This window comes from Olivibacter sp. LS-1 (genome assembly GCF_008245145.1).
Taxonomy (GTDB): Bacteria; Bacteroidota; Bacteroidia; order Sphingobacteriales; family Sphingobacteriaceae; genus Olivibacter; species Olivibacter oleidegradans.
In genome coordinates, this window is the sequence record NZ_CP041643.1 from 4658840 (window position 1) to 4674958 (window position 16119).

The following is a 16119-nucleotide window of genomic DNA, read 5'->3' on the forward strand; positions in this document are numbered from 1 at the left end:
ATAATCCGTTTAAAATTTGGTTAATTGGTTCAATATTGCTAGCTGATGATACTCATCAGCACCTCATTCCGATAAGGAATGGATGATTGCGCGCCCAAACGGGTTACGGCAATAGCAGCAGCCCGACAGGCAAAGTTTGTCGCTTCGCGCAGAGGCTTACCCTCAGCGATCGCTACGGCCAAAGCCCCGTTGAATACATCGCCCGCAGCCGTAGTATCGATGGTTTCCACACTTGGTGCAGGAACATGGAAGAATGCATCATCCTCCAACACCGCAGCGCCCTGCTTTCCCATGGTAATAATTACCTGCTTGGGACCTTTTGCTTGTATCTTCCGAGCAGCTTGCCCGGCACTGTCCAGGTCAGCTATCCGTATACCCGATAACATTTCGGCTTCACTTTCATTCGGTGTTATGATATCCATCAATTCAAACACTTCCTTAGGCAGTTCATTTGCGGGCGCTGGATTCAGGATGATCTTCATCCCTTTCTCTTTGGCCCTTTTGGCTGTGTAAGCCACAGTGTCCATGGGTATTTCGAGCTGAATAAGCAGCAATGCCGCATCGGGATAATAGGTAAGCGCCTTTTCCACATCGGTCGCTTTCAAGTTCGCATTCGCTCCCGGTGCCACCACAATGCTGTTTTCTCCCTTTTGATCAACGGTTATCAAGGCAATGCCGGAAGGCAGCGCAGCATCCGAAACAATACCCTGCGTGTTCACTCCTTCTTCCTCGAATAATTGGGCTGACTGTTTGCCGAAGATATCATCGCCCATCTTTCCAATAAAAGCAACATCCCCACCCAAGCGTGCTACCGCGATGGCCTGATTGGCGCCCTTGCCACCGGGGTTCATAAAAAAAGACCCGCCTAATACAGTCTCTCCCGGTCGGGGAATATGACTTGTTTTGACCACCATGTCCATGTTCATACTACCTGCTACGATAATTTTCTTCATATATGATCTAAGGAAAAAGTTTATAATTTGATCAACTGCCTTGTGCAGCTTTATCTATTTTCAAAGATAGTCCCTTAACAGTTTCAAAATAGACACAAATTCATATAATTCCTGAATCGTAATTTTATTTTTTAATCTCTATATTTACCACATAACACTCACTAACAACCATTTGTAAACAGACTATTATTTTATTTTCCTGAATTTATTAATATGCTGAAGCTTGAACTGGAAAAATTGATCGGTGGACTATCTGTTTCGGAGCGGAAGCAGTTCAAACAACACTGCGCCGGGCAAAGGGCTCACAAAGAATATGTAGCTTTATTCGATCTGCTGACACAATATCGGGTAGCACCTGACCAGCAGGCTGAAAGTTTGTTTGCTGCGCGCTTCCCTGGAAAATCTTTTGAAAATACCGCAGCTTATTTATACAAGGTACTCAGCAATATGCTCATCCAAACACGAATTGAACAAGATACCTGGTATGCACGTTATCAAGCGCTCATGAAAGCTCGTTTATGCTTTGAGCGTTCACTTCCTTCGATGGCCTTAAAAGAATTGAAGAAAGCCAGGAAACTTGCAATAGAAGCGGAAGATCCCTACATTCAATATCAATCTTTACGCATGGAGCTGGGTTATCTAACTGATATAGGCCTTCCCGATGTACCGGAACAGACACTGGTAGATCAACAAATGCTCGGACGGAACCTATTGCGTATCATGCAGCAGATCCACGAGCATCAATCGCTGTATCAGCTGCTAACCCAGCGCCTAAATCACGATCATGAGCTTGTTTCCCAAGACCAAAAGAAGATAACTGATTTGGTATTGAGCGAATTAAGTATCACCAATCGAGGGATGCGTCATCAATTTGAATCAAAGAAAGTTCATTTGCTCTTCCAATCGTTCTTTTTCATCCGCACCGGTGAGTATCACGCAGCCTTAAAAATGTTCAAAGAATTGAACACGCTAATCGAGGCTCACGAAAATATGTGGAATTTCCCGCCCTACGACTATCTTTCTGCGCTACGAGGCATTCTTGATAGTCTACGAACCATTGGCTATTATGTCGAAATGCAGTATTTCATCCATCGTGTAGACAAACTATCTCAGGGCGCATACCCCGAGCATTTCATCCGCGAGGCAAGCCAAACTCATCACGTTTACCGACTCAATATGCTCACGCAGTTGCGTAAGGACGAAGAAGCCCTTCAACTTGTACTATCGCTCAAAAAACAACAATTGCTAAAGAATAACTTTTACTATCGCGACGAGCACAATGCCTTACTGTTTTTTACCGCTTTGGCTTACTTTCAGCAAGGCCGCTGGTCAGACGCCAACCAATACCTGCAGCTGGCTCTTCGTGAGCGTGAAGTAAGTAGTCAGCTCATATACCGTTCTACATGGCTACTGCATCTACTGGTACACATGGAACTGGATAATCTCGAATACCTTCACTACGAAATCCGGACCTATAAACGGGCATTCAGTAAGCAAGGTGGGATGTTCAAAATAGAGAAGTTTATTTTTAAGCTGGTCCAACTAGACCCCGGACGCTGCAGCATGCCAAAGAGAAAAGCCATTGCCGAGAAGTGGTTTACCCAGCTGGATGACTTACGATTGGATAAACGCGAGCGCCAACTCCTTAAATACGCCGATTTTATCGATTGGATTAAGCGAAAGATAGAAGATAAGCCATAAAAAATTGCGTATTCTATCCCGAATAAAAGAAACATCTATTAGTTTTGTCAGAACAATACATACGCTAAAAAGCCATGAACCGACGTGCCCATACCATTCCTTTAAATACGATGGCCAGTACATTCGGAACGGGTATTTTCCTCGAAACGGCCTCGTCGAGGGATGTAGAATTACATAAGCCCGCGGCAGAAGCGCATCGGGACGACTATCATTTATTTTGCATTCAGGACCAGGGAACAACCACGTTCGAGATCGACTTTCAACGCTATGAAGTCGTCGGCGCTGCGCTCATGTATATACAGCCCAATCAGGTACATCGGGTAATCGGCGTTGAGAAAGCGAACTTCCGTGTACTTATCATCAGTCATGACAACCTTCACCCCGAAATTCTCAATACACTGCAAGAAATAGCACCCGCAAAGCCGCTAAGATTGAGTCAGGAAGCTTTTAGTCTCGTCTCCGAAAGCATGTCGCTCTGCATCAAACATTTTCAACGGAAACAGGAAAAATTATATCACATCATACTCAGAGAGAGCTGCAATGCTTTAGTCGCCTTAATTACCTCTCAATATTCAGCACTTACCAAACCAACGGAAACCCTTTCCCGCTTCGATGTAATTACCAAAACATTCAAATCCATCCTGGAAAAGGACTTCACGCTCATAAAACGACCCACTGATTACGCCAGGCGATTAAAGGTCTCCACTGTTTACCTAAACGAGTGTGTCAAAAAAAGCACCGGCCAACCCGTACGCTATCACATTCAGCAACGTATCATACTTGAAGCGAAACGTTTACTTTATCATTCCAACAAATCGGTAAAAGAAATCGCGTTCGAGCTAGGTTATGACGATTATCCCTACTTTTCTCGTTTGTTCACCAAAATAGTTGGTATGACGGCATTAAGCTTTCGAAAGAAAAACCTTGATTAGTCCAATACTTACCCTGTTTCAACCTTCTTTGCGCGGTCGTTTCGTGGTTTCTTTGTTCAAAAAAATAAAGATTATGCCAAGCGCTCCCAAATGGGTATTCGATGTTTTCGACCGTGTTTTATCGTCTAAGTCATCAACGATGGAGGTAACCAAGGTCGAATACCTATCCGATACCGTCAAGAGAATTCAATTTACAGGAAATTTTAGAAAGTTCAATTTCGGTGTAGGAAGTTTTATCGATTTCCGGGTAAGTGATACAGAGGCCAGGCGATATACCGTTTCTTATGTTGACGATATGCGCGAAAGACTTGAACTCATTGCGCATATACATGGTGAAGCACCCGGAAGCTGCTTTATGCGTAAGCTCGATATTGGCGACACGGTTAACATCAATCCGCCCCGAGAGTACAAGTATTATGAGCCAACAGCCGCAAAGTACGTCGTTTTTGGCGATGAAACATCCTTAGGACTTGCCTGTTCTTTCTTACCGGTGCTTATACAAAACCGGCATCAGTTTCAATTCTATTTGGAACTGGAAAAAGAAAATCACGACATCGTCTCGCTGTTGCCATTGAGCAATTGCACCGTATTTGATAAGAACGACGCATTTAGTGATGAGAAATGGGTGGACGCGCTACCCGTTGTCCAATCGACCGAATGGCAGCAATCCAACTTTGTCCTAACCGGGAACGCCAAATCGGTCCGAACATTCCGGAAGGTTTTGAAAGCCAGAAACGCGGGTAAAATAGTCTCACACGGTTATTGGCTGGAAGGAAAAAAGGGTTTATAATAAAATTTTATCAGATGATTTACATATTTAAAACTTCCGTACAGCGCGAAGAGGATATCCGGCAACTAAAGCCCTATTTAGATAGCATTCAACCGTGGGCGAAATGGAATTTTGATCTAGAGGATTGCGATAAAATCTTACGGGTCGATACCCCGCGCAATGATGCTTTTAGCATCATTCGCGTGTTGCATACGAATGGTTTTCAATGTGAAGAGCTGTCATATTGATTGCTCCACGTTCGAATGCTTCGATTGATTTTTATACATATCAATAAACACTTGCATCAGCTTGGATGAACGGCGGTTGCTACGCGAGATCAGGACTGTTGTCATCGTTCCGAGCGACTTGCTCAGCGGGAAAGTCTTGATCTCTCTCGCTGCATAATAGGAACTGACAATCTGCTCGGGCAAGATGCTAATGCCCAAACCCGCCTCTACAAAATTTATAATGCCCTCAATGGAATTCACTACAATAGGCCTATACTGTACGATGCCTTTTGCGCTTAATAGCGATTCCAATCTTTCCCGGAATACGCAGCCTTGATCAAATACAACAATCTTAGGGATTGCATGCCGGCTTAATTCCGATGATAAGGAGGCGGCCTTCCTATGCGCCAAGATAACCAATTGCTCTTCGTGAATGATTTCCTGCGTTAGACCGGAGATGCTAATAGGACCCGAAACAAAAGCCGCGTCTAGCTTATAGTCAAGTACATCCTGCACCAATTCCGGTCGCATGGCTGATTTGAATTCCAACTCTACATGTGGGTAGGCCGCACCAAAATCATGCAGAATCGTCGGAACACGAAGCGCCATGGTGGTTTCAATGCATCCGATTTTCAATGATCCCGTCAAGACATCAATATTTTTGACCTCTCTTTTCGCTTCATCCAGCAGGTGAGTAATCTCTTTAGCATATTGCATCAGCACTTCACCTGCCGGTGTCAATGCCACCTTTTTTGCATTTCGTTCAAAAAGCGATGTACCAAACTCCTCTTCCAAGCTGCGAATACGCGCCGTTACGTTCGACTGCACGGTAAACATCGCTTCTGCGGCCCGTGTAAAGCTACTATGCAATGCCACGGCCTCAAATATCCTTAGGTCATTTGTATTCATAAATCATAAATAATGATTTATTACATCATAATAAATCGTTTTTAATAATCAAATATCTGAAATAATTTTGGATAAGCAAAACAATAGAACATGAAAACAAATTCGATTCATTACCATACCCTGAGCGCTAACGGCATCAATATTTTTTACCGTGAAGCCGGCCCGACAGAAGCGCCAACGCTTTTATTGCTACACGGTTATCCAACTTCATCACACATGTTCCGGAGTTTGATCCCGATTTTAGCTGATCGTTATCACCTAATCGCGCCTGATCTTCCCGGCTTTGGCTACTCCGATGCACCTAGCAGAACGGTATTTACGTATACATTTGATAATCTGGCGAAAACCATGCAGGCTTTTATTGACAAATTAAACCTTAAAAGATTTGCCATCTATGTATTCGATTACGGCGCGCCTACGGGTTATCGTCTGGCACTCGCCAATCCTGAAAAAATCACCGGTATCATCTCTCAAAATGGCAATGCGTATGAAGAAGGTTTAGGCTCCGATTGGGGACCTATTCAAAAGTACTGGAAAGAAGATACGCTGGAAAACAGAGATGCACTCCGAGGCTTCGTTACATTAGAAGGAACCAAGTTTCAGTATTTTAGCGGTGTATCCGATCCAAGCTTAATAGCCCCTGAATCGTACACCCTGGATCAGTATTTTCTTGATCGCCCCGAATCAGATGAAATCCAGCTCGATCTGTTAAGAGATTACAAAAATAACGTTGCTTTATATCCAAGCTTTCAGGAATACTTCAGAACCTATCAACCCAAGCTTTTAGCTGTTTGGGGCAACAAGGATCCTTTCTTTTTGCCACCCGGCGCAGAGGCTTATAAAAGAGACATTCCCGATGCAAGCGTAAAATTTTATGACACCGGCCACTTTGCGCTCGAAACCCATGTGAACGAGATCGGCGCAGATATACTGGCCTTTTTAGACAGCCTGCCCCAATAGCCTAATACATAGTTTTTAAATTGATAATATATGGAACAGAAACATCCTTTACCGCCATTGACCTACGAAACAGCACTTCAAAAGGTACAATTAGCAGAAGACGCGTGGAACAGTCGCGATCCCGAAAAGGTGTGCCTTGCCTATACCATCGATACCGAATGGCGCAACCGTTCGGAGTTCATCAATGGACGCGAAGAGGTGAAAGCTTTTCTTGCCCGAAAGTGGGCGCGGGAATTAGATTATAAGCTTAAGAAAGAGCTCTGGAGCTTTCAAGAGAACCGCATTGCCGTCCGTTTTGAATATGAATGGCATCAGGCCGAAGGACAATGGTATCGAAGTTACGGAAATGAAATGTGGGAATTCGATGAAAATGGGTTGATGCGGAAACGCTACGCTAGCATTAACGATTGTCCTATTACGGAACAGGAGCGGCGTCTTTAACGTATAATCATCAGCTGAAAGACTGTCGAAACTCCAGGGGGCTTTGTTTGGTCTTGGCTTTGAATAGTTTGCTGAACGACTGAGCATGTTCAAAACCTAGTGCATAGGCGATTTCACTGACGGACAAATCGGAAGTAGAAAGCTGCTCTTTCGCTTTTTCAATCAGTTTTTCGTGAATATGCTGTTGGGTGGTCTGCCCCGTCAGCTGTTTCAGCAAACTGCTTAAATATTTCGTCGAAATATGAAGTTCGCTTGCGATGTAACCGACGGTCGGCAGACCTTTAGAAAGTAAATCTTCCTTATTGAAAGAAGATGCTAACACATCTTCCAGACGTTCCAGGATTTTATGATTGGTAATTTTTCGGGTAATAAATTGCCGCTCGTAAAAGCGTTGCACATAAGCAAACAACAATTCCAATTGAGCGATAATCACATCCTGGCTAAATTTATCAATATTTGTATGGTATTCCTGCTTAATATGGTCAATAATACTGTTAATAAGGGCCTCTTCCTTATCCGAAAGAAACAAAGCCTCGTTAGCGGCATAACCAAAATATTCATATTGTTTGATTTTTTTTGCCAGCGAAGTGCCCCAAAAAAAAGCAGGATCAATAAATAACATCCAACCTTCTAAGTTCGGTGGTGTGCTCCCCTCTTCTCCGCGCAAAATTTGCCCAGGCGCAATAAAAGCCATCACCCCCTCATCAAAATCATATCGCTGCTGCCCATAAATCAACTTATCACAACCTCTTTTCAGCGATATCATATAAAAATCAAAAACCGCCGCCGTTACAGACGAATTTCCCTTTAAGTCCGCACAATCAACGATACTAATAAGCGGGTGATGAGGTTTGGGTAGTCCGGATAAGCGATGCCCCTCCGTAATTGATTTTATTCTGACAGGTTTTGAACTTGACATAACAGAGTTTAGCTTTCAAATGGATACTTCAGCCAAATCAATATTAAGGGCATGATTAAAAACGGTATTTCGATCAAAGCCATTTTTGTGTTTCCTGCGTTTAACGCCAAGGCCATAATTAAAAGAATGGACACCGTGTTCAGCACATTCCCGAGAAAGAAAGTTCTCGGAAACAACAGCAAAAGCCCTATAAGGATCATCACGATTCCCATGATCGGGACATAAGACTCTTTGATACCCAACTCAGCCATCATCTTGGCAGATTCCGGATGATCTTTGACATGTAATGAATCCCATCCATGTTTAAAAGACAGGAAGACAGAGATTAATAGTAGGATGAGTGATATAATATGCTTTATCATGATCAAATCATTTAGCTTATTGAATTCTTTTAAATTGCCTCGTTCTACCCAGCAGCGAAATGCCTACATAACCCCGGAATTCCAATTCATTGGCACTTTTTAATTTCGCTTTCACGTTATATGTTCGTCCATCGTCCGGATTGTATAACGTTCCCTCCTCATATTCACCCTGATAGTAGCGAAGATCACGAAGATTGACGATGTTCTGTCGAGATCTGTTTCGCAAATTCTTATCCGGATTCTTCGAATCCTTTTTGGGTGTTTTTCCATCCGCTTCAAACATCGTCGAAGCCCATAGCAGCTTCCCAAAGTATTTACCTTCCGATCTATATATCTCAAATTTAAGCTTTACATCTGAATCTTCACTAAACCAAACGCCTATTATTTTATCGGCAGGTAAATTTTGAGCAGATGCCGCAAATGCCATCCAGATCAAGGCAGTCGTAAAAAGTAAATTTCTCATTATTTCGTGCGATTAGTTCCATACATAAATGAAGCTCCCATTTTGCCCGCCTGTGCAATCATTAACTTCGGGGCGAGTCGGCTTACCATACGCATCACTTTAGCAAGACCAGGGAACACTTCCTCTTTATTTTGCCGTATTCCTTTGATAGCGGCGTCCACAATTTTCTCCGGTGCCATCAGCATCTTCGCATTAAAACCATCCTCCTGCATAAACTTATCGTTCAATGATGTCGAGGAACCGGGAGCCACTAATTCCATTACTTTGATATCTGTATTTTTTAACTGCACCCTTAATGCTTGTGTATACGAACGTAAGCCAGCTTTACTCGCGCTGTATATGGGCGATATCGCAAAAGGCGAGAGTGCAATACCCGAAGTTACATTGAGAATAAGTGCCTTTTGTTGCTTTTTAAGTAAAGGCAAAAAAGCTTGTATCATCCGGATCGGCCCCATTAGGTTGATTTCCACCTCACGGGTAATGTCGTTCAGATCCTGCGCCTGCTGTAGACTTATTTTACGCATTTCTCCTGCATTGTTAATAAGCATATTCAGATTTGGAAATTGTACTGCAATATGATCATACAGCTCGCAAATGTCCTCCACTTGAGCCACATCACTCTTTATCACGTGTACAGCTGGAAGTCTACGTTTTATGTCTTGGAGTTTCTGTTCATTTCTCCCGGTAATGATAACCGTGTTACCCAGTGCAATCAGTTTAGAAGCAAAGGTGTAGCCGAAACCTCCCGTTCCGCCAGTAATTAAGATCGTATTCTTTTGCACGTTCATTTTGCTGATGTATCGTTTCAGCAAAGATCAGGCATCATTAGCTAGCGAATTTAACCAAAAGGAACATCGTCGTAGCCAAAAGGGCGAAATGTACGCGGGCACAATAAACCTTTCCTATGTTCTAAAGTCAAAACTAAAAGCGCCATTAAGCTGGAACGATTTTTCGCTTTGACGCTTTCATTAAATTGAGCAAACATGAAAAGAGCAATATTATTAGCAGTTGCCGCCTTCACGGTGGTAATTGTGGGACAAAGCCAAGTACATGCGCAACGTCACGAAAAGGACGATAAGTATTGGGAGCGACGTAAAGAAGCAGATAAAAAAAGATATGAATATTATCGTGAGCGCGACAAAAAGCGGGCAGAATATGCGCGTGAAGAAAGAAAGAGAGAAAAAGAGTACTATCGTGAGTCGGCTAAACGTCGTAAAGAATACTTAAAAGAACGCCGCAAGCATGGGCTACCTAGCTGGGCATTGGCACATCACTACGACGCAAGTCGCCATGTATATTTTCGCGATTATCATACCTTTTATGATCCCTATCGCGGTGGCTATGTTTATTTAAACGGCGGGAATTGGCGTTTTTCAGCAGAAATACCTTCCTTCATGATCAATGTCGACCTTGGCCGCGCCAATATAATGGTTGTGAAGGATGTTCCGATAAGCAGGCACCCCGAGGACTTTTACGATGACTATGAAGAAGACTACTGGGATGATTAATGTGCTTTAATGTAGTGATTATTAGCGTAAAACGCTGTAAAATAAGATACCCCATGACCTACTGCGCCAAGGGGTATCTTTATAAGCCATTTTCTTTATTAAAATGATCGAGTGCCTTACGCATTTTTTCATCTTTATCGTATACCTGCTGAAATAACTTTCCTTTTCGCTCCAACAATTCCAAGATTTTATCTTGCGCTAGCCTAATTTTTGTGGTATCCACGCCATGCGTTATTACTTGTTGCATAACCTCTTCCCGATCGGCCATATGTAGCAACTTCAACGCTTGATAATAATCAACCGCCGCTCGTTTTAAGGCCTCCCCTTCCTTCACGTTCCTAACAGAAATAGCAGAAGTTCTTTGTATCAAGGAATCAAATTGCGCTTCCTGTTTATCAATCGCTGATAAGGCGCCCTTAAAATCGTCGTTTACCAAGCAATTCAATTTCGCCTCTTCCGGGCTTCGCTCACTTAGTATGATATCTTTTAGGTATTCGTCATTGGCGCTAATCGTGTTCCTTAGGTCAATAGCTTCCGTTGGTTTGCAGGAAGCAAGTACCAGCATGCCACCTATCGCAACAATAATTTTCGTCTTCATAAACGCTTCATCATTTCATAAATTGATTTTTAACAACATATGGAATATTGCCTTTATTTTTGTTTGCACAGTCAATTATATTGTCGGTGTTCACAATTTAATTTTAGTCAATACTTTATTCAATAAATACGCTAAATCTTCCAACTCTTTTTTCGACAATATAACGCTTGCTTGTTTGGTAACGTGCTCACGGAAGCTTTCTGAAGCATCTATTAACAACTTCCCTTTGTCGGTTGCTTTGAGATAAAAAACCCGCCGATCTTCATCGCTTTGCTCCTGAGATAGCAAATCATTTTCCAGTAAAAACTTAACCTGTCGGGATATGGCCGGTGCACTGATCCCGAAATCCATCGTCAATTTCTTTCCCGTTGTCTTCCCTTTGCGGTATATATACTCCACTAAGTTATAGTGCGTTGCGGTGACTCCATTAAAATCACCTTTGTTCATATTAGCTAATATATAACACTGAAGATCCGTAAAAACTTCAAAAAACCGTTTCTGCGCGTTTGTCATAAAACAAAAAAAGGTTAACTTAGTTAACTATTAACAAAGTTAATAAAAAAACATGTCTTCTATCAAAATCATCCATGCACGGCAAAATAACCTTAAAAATATTTCACTCGAGATTCCAAAAAAAAGTATCACCGTTTTTACGGGTGTCTCAGGCTCCGGCAAATCATCCTTGGTGTTTGAAACCATTGGTGCAGAGGCACAACGGCAGATCAATGAAACGCAGAGTAGTTTTATCCGAAATCGCTTACAGCACTATGGCGTTGCCGATGTAGATCGGATTGAAAATCTCAATGTTCCGGTCATTATCAATCAAAAAAGATTAGGGGGCAATGCACGTTCTACGGTCGGCACAGCAACCGATGTATATGCTCCTTTACGGCTTCTGTTTTCGCGGATGGGCCAGCCTTTTGTAGGGTATTCTAATGTCTTTTCTTTTAATAACCCCCAGGGCATGTGCCCACAATGTGAGGGATTAGGCTTTGTTCAGACCGTCAACGTATCCGCACTCATCGATAAGGAGAAGTCGTTAAACGAAGGCGCTATTTTATTTCCAACCTTCCAGCCTGGTGGCTGGCGTTGGACCCGCTATGTATATGCCGGTTATTTTGACAACGATAAAAAACTGAAGGACTATACCGAAGACGAGTGGAATAGGTTACTTTATGCTTCGGAGCATAAACCTCCGCACCCCGATAAAAACTGGGGCAAGACGGTAAAGTATGAGGGCGTAATCCCGCGAATTGAACAAGCTTTTTTACGAAAAGATGCCAAGGAATATCATACACGTAAACAGGCCTTAAAGCAGATAATAAGTATACAAACTTGCCCTTCCTGTAAAGGACAACGATTAAATAAGAAGGTACTCTCTTGTAAAATAGGCGGAAAAAATATAGCAGATTGCACCGCATTAGCTATCGATGAGTTATTGCATTTCATTAATAACCTACAATCCGAAGCCTATGCCGTCATTCTTCAGGAAATAACCAAAAAGCTCCAAAACATCTGCGATATTGGTTTGCAATACTTAACGCTGGACCGGCGAACAGACACATTATCCGGTGGCGAGTCGCAGCGGATTAAAATGGTGAAATACCTTGGCAGTAGTTTGGTCGATTTACTTTATATTTTTGATGAACCCAGTATTGGTTTGCATCCAAAGGACGTTCAACATATCGCTTCGATCATCCATCAGATAAAAGACAAAGGAAATACCGTGCTGATCGTAGAACACGATCCGGATCTCATTAAAATAGCCGATCAAGTAGTAGACATGGGGCCGGGATCGGGCAGCAATGGCGGCGAAATCATCTACCAGGGCGGCTTTGCAGGTCTCAAGCAATCGGATGGAAAAACGGGCCGCTATTTCGCACAGCGTCCTTCGTTCAATAAAAATCCACGCAAGGCTAAGGGATATCTGGAAATCAAAAATGCCACCAAAAATAATTTAAAAAACGTTTCCGTGCGCATTCCCGAAGGTGTCTTTACCGTTGTCGCCGGTGTAGCCGGCTCCGGAAAAAGCACCTTAATTCATGGTGTACTACCGGATTTTTATCCCCAAGCCACCATCATTGATCAATCGGCCTTCGTAAGCAATGTCCGATCCAATGTATTAACCTACCTTCATTTATCTGATGCCCTTAGAAAGCTCTTTGCTGACGCCAATCAGGTATCAGAAAAACTATTTAGCAGAAACAGCGAAGGGGCCTGCAAAAACTGCAAAGGCTTGGGAGTAGAAAAGATTGATCTTGCATTTATAGACGACATCGAACAACCATGCGAGGTATGTGGCGGTTCGGGATATGACCCCGAAGTTTTGCAATATACTTACCGCAAGTTGAGCATTGCCGATGTGATGAAGCTGACCATCACCGATGCAATTTCCCTTTTTCCTGAACCCCTGTTTTCAAAAGCTTTTAACTTGTTAATTCAGTTGGGATTGGAATACTTAACGCTTGGTCAACGGTTAGATACTTTTTCAGGTGGAGAAAGACAACGCCTGAAATTAACAAAAGAGCTGAGTGGTTCCGGCAATATCCTTATTTTGGATGAGCCGAGCACAGGCCTCCATCCTAGCGACACCGAAAAATTATTGATTTTTCTGAACCAGCTGGTTGATCAAAACAATACGCTTATTGTAATTGAACATAACCTCGACATCATTGCCAGAGCAGATTGGATTATTGATATTGGGCCCGGGGCCGGAAAATACGGCGGTGAAATTGTATTTGAAGGAACCGTAGAACAGCTATTAAAAAACAAAACCAGTGTTACTGCAAGCTACTTAAATCAGTATTTAAAGACATAGCCTTCGGGGTTTATCAGGACCTATCAGTATATTTATTCCTTTTTTAAGGACTCAACCGGATTCATCCAAGCGGCTTTAACCGTCTGATAGCTTAAGGTTAATATTGTGATACCTACTGCAAATAAACCGACCAGCCCAAACACCCACCAAGGGATCTGGATATGCAGCGCATAATTTTGCAGCCAGTTGTTCATGGCATACCAGGTTATGGGAATTGCCACTACCAAAGCCAGTGCAATCAATCTTACAAATTCAAACGACAATAAGCTTACGATATCAGGTATCGAAGCGCCCAGCACTTTTCGAATACCGATCTCTTTGGTACGTTTATGAATAGTATAGGTAGTTAAACCCAGAACACCCAAACAGGTAATCAGAAGCACCAATACGGAGAAAACACCCACTACCTCGCCAAATCGACGGTCAGATTGATACTGCTGATCCAATAGTTCGTCCATAAAATGATAATTCAGGGCATATTCAGGGTAGACAGCTTTCCATTCTTTCTCAATCGTCAGCAAACTGCTCGCAACATGGTCGGTCTGTAGCTTTACGGTAAAGAAATCACTTCTTGTGCTATACCAATGGATCATTGGTGGCACGGCTTCCTTTAAAGAATGCTGATGAAAATCACGTATTACACCTATAACCGTTCTTTTGGCTCCCCATAAATCGATCAGTCCACCTACCGCGGCTGCCGGACTTTCAAAGCCCAACAATTTTGCCGCGGTTTCGTTAATAATGAGTTTATTTTCATTTAGTGACCCTTTTTCAAAGTTCTTACCTGCTGATAATTTGATATCATTGGTAGGAACAAAGTCTTCGTCTATGCCATAGAGATTGTAGTTATATCGATTTTTGTCGGTAGCACCGTAACGTGTGATTCCCACAGAAGTGCTAACATCATACAGCGCTGTAGGCACCGCATCGGAAAGTGCGACCTTCTCCACTTCGGGCAAGGCGAGCAAGCTATTCTTAAAGGCCAGACCTTTTTGGCTACGTAGCGAATCAGCACCAGTTTTTGGCCCACGGATTACCAATAGTTCCGAGGGGTTTAAACCGATATCCTGGTTTTTTAAAAATTTCAATTGTTGAAAAACGATTAAGGTGGCTGATAGCACCACCATGGCAGCTACAAACTGCCCCACAATAAGCGCTTTACGAAAGAAACTACCCTCTTTATCGGTCGTAAAGACTCGGCCTACCACCTTAATCGGTTTAGTAGCCGCCAATTGAAAAGCCGGATACAGTCCCGAAATAACGCAATTAAACAAAAGTAAAGAGGCGATGCTCAACCAAAAGAATCCAGTACCCGGCAGGTCAACCGGATTATCCCGCCCAATCAGCTGTCTATAAAAAGGTAAGACTGTAACGATCAACAACATCGCAAAACCTATAGCTGCCACATTAATAATCAACGTTTCTAAGAGCAGTTGGCGAATGAGCAGTCCTTTGGAAGAGCCCAACAATTTACGCATACCAATCTCTTTCACCCGATCAGACGCTCTTGCCGTGGTAAGGTTCACATAATTCACCGATCCCACCAACAAGATCAACAGCGCAATAACGGCCAGAAAATTAACCGCTTTAACATCGCCATTCACCTCCGGTTCGAAGAATTTATGCGAATGCAAGTGGATTGATTTAATCGGTTCCGCATTAAAAACGTTTCTGACCCTTTCATTTAACTTGCTCTTCGTCAGCGCATGTAGTTTTGCATTAAAGGCGTTGACATCTATTTTTGGCGGCAATTGTATATATAGATAATTGTTATTTCCTCCCCAATTATCATCGATTGACCAGCCTAATGCATTCAATGAAGAGAAAGAAACCAATACATCCAGCTTAAGGTGTGTGTTTGCCGGTGAGTCCTGAAAAACACCGGTAACCGTATATAGCGTATTTTCTTGCTTAACAGTTTTTCCAATGGGATCTTCCGATCCAAAAATTCGCTTTGCTTCCGTTTCAGATAAGACTAATTGATAGGGTCGATGAAAACTGTCGGCATCTCCTTTAACGAAAGGCACTTCAAATAAAGAAAAAGTAGAAGGATCCGCCGCATAAATATGCTCAATCCGGAAAGCTCGATGCTTATACTGAATCTCATTATTATCCTCCAACATTTGTAACCGGGCAAAATCCAGCACCTCCGGCATTTCCCGTTTTAAAAATGGCCCTAAGGGCGGGAAAGTTTCACAATCGGTATCCACATATTCAGATCCGTTATAATTGTCCAACGTTACGCGGTACAAATCATCTGCTTTTTTAATAAAGTTCTCATAGCTATATTCAAAGCGGACAAAATGAATTAACAATAGAAATACGGCGGTCGATACCGCTAAGCCAAAGACATTGATAAGGGCATAATACCTATCTTTCCACAGTGTACGCCAGGCAGATTTTAAGTAGTTAATAAGCATAATGAACGGATTACTACAGAAACGCACAATTACAAAGCCAAAAGCCAAATTGCCTTCCTGTAGCTCACAAAACCCTATTTAGGCATTTAAATCATGTTCGGATACGAACAACTACTGTGCGGTAATGTACAGTTTGTTT

General features: G+C 42.7%; 17 protein-coding genes. 8 read left to right on the plus strand and 9 right to left on the minus strand.

The window, feature by feature from the left end; genetic code table 11:
• Positions 1-38 precede the first annotated feature (38 nt).
• On the minus strand, positions 39-953 hold the full coding sequence (gene rbsK / locus FKG96_RS19200) for a ribokinase (RefSeq protein ID WP_130855304.1): 915 nt from the start codon (positions 951-953) through the stop codon (positions 39-41).
• A gap of 213 nt (positions 954-1166) precedes the next feature.
• Here rbsK and FKG96_RS19205 point away from each other — a divergent pair, with 213 nt between their 5' ends.
• From FKG96_RS19205 to FKG96_RS19220, 4 genes are all read left to right on the plus strand, one after another.
• On the plus strand, positions 1167-2654 hold the full coding sequence (locus FKG96_RS19205) for a hypothetical protein (protein WP_130855303.1): 1488 nt from the start codon (positions 1167-1169) through the stop codon (positions 2652-2654).
• Between the two features lie 74 nt (positions 2655-2728).
• Positions 2729-3586: a helix-turn-helix transcriptional regulator gene (locus FKG96_RS19210; RefSeq protein ID WP_130855302.1), complete on the plus strand. Its 858-nt coding sequence runs from the start codon at positions 2729-2731 to the stop codon at positions 3584-3586.
• 73 nt (positions 3587-3659) lie between these two features.
• Positions 3660-4376, plus strand: a complete 717-nt coding sequence (locus FKG96_RS19215; protein ID WP_130855301.1) for a siderophore-interacting protein — start codon at positions 3660-3662, stop codon at positions 4374-4376.
• Between the two features lie 14 nt (positions 4377-4390).
• Positions 4391-4603, plus strand: coding sequence for a hypothetical protein (locus FKG96_RS19220; protein WP_013667579.1), 213 nt, complete (start codon positions 4391-4393; stop codon positions 4601-4603).
• On the opposite strand, the gene FKG96_RS19225 is transcribed toward FKG96_RS19220, so the two are convergent.
• The gene (locus tag FKG96_RS19225) at positions 4595-5491 is read right to left on the minus strand and encodes a LysR family transcriptional regulator (protein ID WP_130855300.1); all 897 of its coding nucleotides are present in this window, start codon (positions 5489-5491) and stop codon (positions 4595-4597) included. The genes FKG96_RS19220 and FKG96_RS19225 overlap by 9 nt on opposite strands.
• A 90-nt stretch (positions 5492-5581) precedes the next feature.
• Between FKG96_RS19225 and FKG96_RS19230 the strand changes: the two genes are divergently transcribed.
• Together FKG96_RS19230 and FKG96_RS19235 are read left to right on the plus strand one after the other, a co-directional pair.
• Positions 5582-6451 (plus strand): alpha/beta fold hydrolase, encoded by an 870-nt coding sequence (locus FKG96_RS19230; protein WP_130855299.1) that lies wholly within the window; start codon positions 5582-5584, stop codon positions 6449-6451.
• Positions 6452-6481: 30 nt separating this feature from the next.
• Positions 6482-6892 carry a nuclear transport factor 2 family protein gene (locus FKG96_RS19235; protein ID WP_149105858.1) on the plus strand — a complete coding sequence of 137 codons (411 nt, stop codon included), beginning with the start codon at positions 6482-6484 and terminating at the stop codon, positions 6890-6892.
• A gap of 10 nt (positions 6893-6902) precedes the next feature.
• On the opposite strand, the gene FKG96_RS19240 is transcribed toward FKG96_RS19235, so the two are convergent.
• The 4 genes from FKG96_RS19240 to FKG96_RS19255 are packed head-to-tail and all read right to left on the minus strand — an operon-like array spanning position 6903 to position 9424.
• Positions 6903-7811 carry an AraC family transcriptional regulator gene (locus FKG96_RS19240; RefSeq protein ID WP_130855297.1) on the minus strand — a complete coding sequence of 303 codons (909 nt, stop codon included), beginning with the start codon at positions 7809-7811 and terminating at the stop codon, positions 6903-6905.
• An 8-nt stretch (positions 7812-7819) separates the two neighbouring features.
• The gene (locus FKG96_RS19245; RefSeq protein WP_130855296.1) at positions 7820-8173 is read right to left on the minus strand and encodes a hypothetical protein; all 354 of its coding nucleotides are present in this window, start codon (positions 8171-8173) and stop codon (positions 7820-7822) included.
• A gap of 16 nt (positions 8174-8189) precedes the next feature.
• A complete protein-coding gene (locus tag FKG96_RS19250) occupies positions 8190-8636 on the minus strand; it encodes a DUF2147 domain-containing protein (protein ID WP_130855295.1) in 447 nt (148 codons plus the stop codon).
• Entirely contained in the window at positions 8636-9424 is a 789-nt protein-coding gene (locus FKG96_RS19255) for an SDR family oxidoreductase (RefSeq protein WP_130855294.1), read from the minus strand. Before FKG96_RS19255 ends, FKG96_RS19250 begins: the two co-directional genes overlap by 1 nt.
• 195 nt (positions 9425-9619) lie before the next feature.
• Here FKG96_RS19255 and FKG96_RS19260 point away from each other — a divergent pair, with 195 nt between their 5' ends.
• Positions 9620-10144, plus strand: coding sequence for a hypothetical protein (locus FKG96_RS19260; protein ID WP_130855293.1), 525 nt, complete (start codon positions 9620-9622; stop codon positions 10142-10144).
• Between the two features lie 79 nt (positions 10145-10223).
• Here FKG96_RS19260 and FKG96_RS19265 read toward each other — a convergent pair whose 3' ends face one another.
• Together FKG96_RS19265 and FKG96_RS19270 are read right to left on the minus strand one after the other, a co-directional pair.
• Complete coding sequence (locus tag FKG96_RS19265; RefSeq protein WP_130855292.1) at positions 10224-10742, minus strand: hypothetical protein; 519 nt, start codon at positions 10740-10742, stop codon at positions 10224-10226.
• A 90-nt stretch (positions 10743-10832) separates the two neighbouring features.
• Positions 10833-11189, minus strand: coding sequence for a MarR family winged helix-turn-helix transcriptional regulator (locus FKG96_RS19270; RefSeq protein ID WP_242627148.1), 357 nt, complete (start codon positions 11187-11189; stop codon positions 10833-10835).
• 118 nt (positions 11190-11307) lie between these two features.
• Here FKG96_RS19270 and FKG96_RS19275 point away from each other — a divergent pair, with 118 nt between their 5' ends.
• The gene (locus FKG96_RS19275) at positions 11308-13560 is read left to right on the plus strand and encodes an excinuclease ABC subunit UvrA (RefSeq protein ID WP_130855290.1); all 2253 of its coding nucleotides are present in this window, start codon (positions 11308-11310) and stop codon (positions 13558-13560) included.
• Between the two features lie 32 nt (positions 13561-13592).
• Here FKG96_RS19275 and FKG96_RS19280 read toward each other — a convergent pair whose 3' ends face one another.
• Complete coding sequence (locus FKG96_RS19280; protein ID WP_130855289.1) at positions 13593-15980, minus strand: ABC transporter permease; 2388 nt, start codon at positions 15978-15980, stop codon at positions 13593-13595.
• Positions 15981-16119 lie beyond the last annotated feature (139 nt).

Coding starts and splice junctions, on each gene's coding strand:
- rbsK (WP_130855304.1), bottom strand. CDS start 953: ATGAAGAAAATTATCGTAGCAGGTAGTATGAACATGGACATGGTGGTC.
- FKG96_RS19205 (WP_130855303.1), top strand. CDS start 1,167: ATGCTGAAGCTTGAACTGGAAAAATTGATCGGTGGACTATCTGTTTCG.
- FKG96_RS19210 (WP_130855302.1), top strand. CDS start 2,729: ATGAACCGACGTGCCCATACCATTCCTTTAAATACGATGGCCAGTACA.
- FKG96_RS19215 (WP_130855301.1), top strand. CDS start 3,660: ATGCCAAGCGCTCCCAAATGGGTATTCGATGTTTTCGACCGTGTTTTA.
- FKG96_RS19220 (WP_013667579.1), top strand. CDS start 4,391: ATGATTTACATATTTAAAACTTCCGTACAGCGCGAAGAGGATATCCGG.
- FKG96_RS19225 (WP_130855300.1), bottom strand. CDS start 5,491: ATGAATACAAATGACCTAAGGATATTTGAGGCCGTGGCATTGCATAGT.
- FKG96_RS19230 (WP_130855299.1), top strand. CDS start 5,582: ATGAAAACAAATTCGATTCATTACCATACCCTGAGCGCTAACGGCATC.
- FKG96_RS19235 (WP_149105858.1), top strand. CDS start 6,482: ATGGAACAGAAACATCCTTTACCGCCATTGACCTACGAAACAGCACTT.
- FKG96_RS19240 (WP_130855297.1), bottom strand. CDS start 7,811: ATGTCAAGTTCAAAACCTGTCAGAATAAAATCAATTACGGAGGGGCAT.
- FKG96_RS19245 (WP_130855296.1), bottom strand. CDS start 8,173: ATGATAAAGCATATTATATCACTCATCCTACTATTAATCTCTGTCTTC.
- FKG96_RS19250 (WP_130855295.1), bottom strand. CDS start 8,636: ATGAGAAATTTACTTTTTACGACTGCCTTGATCTGGATGGCATTTGCG.
- FKG96_RS19255 (WP_130855294.1), bottom strand. CDS start 9,424: ATGAACGTGCAAAAGAATACGATCTTAATTACTGGCGGAACGGGAGGT.
- FKG96_RS19260 (WP_130855293.1), top strand. CDS start 9,620: ATGAAAAGAGCAATATTATTAGCAGTTGCCGCCTTCACGGTGGTAATT.
- FKG96_RS19265 (WP_130855292.1), bottom strand. CDS start 10,742: ATGAAGACGAAAATTATTGTTGCGATAGGTGGCATGCTGGTACTTGCT.
- FKG96_RS19270 (WP_242627148.1), bottom strand. CDS start 11,189: ATGAACAAAGGTGATTTTAATGGAGTCACCGCAACGCACTATAACTTA.
- FKG96_RS19275 (WP_130855290.1), top strand. CDS start 11,308: ATGTCTTCTATCAAAATCATCCATGCACGGCAAAATAACCTTAAAAAT.
- FKG96_RS19280 (WP_130855289.1), bottom strand. CDS start 15,980: ATGCTTATTAACTACTTAAAATCTGCCTGGCGTACACTGTGGAAAGAT.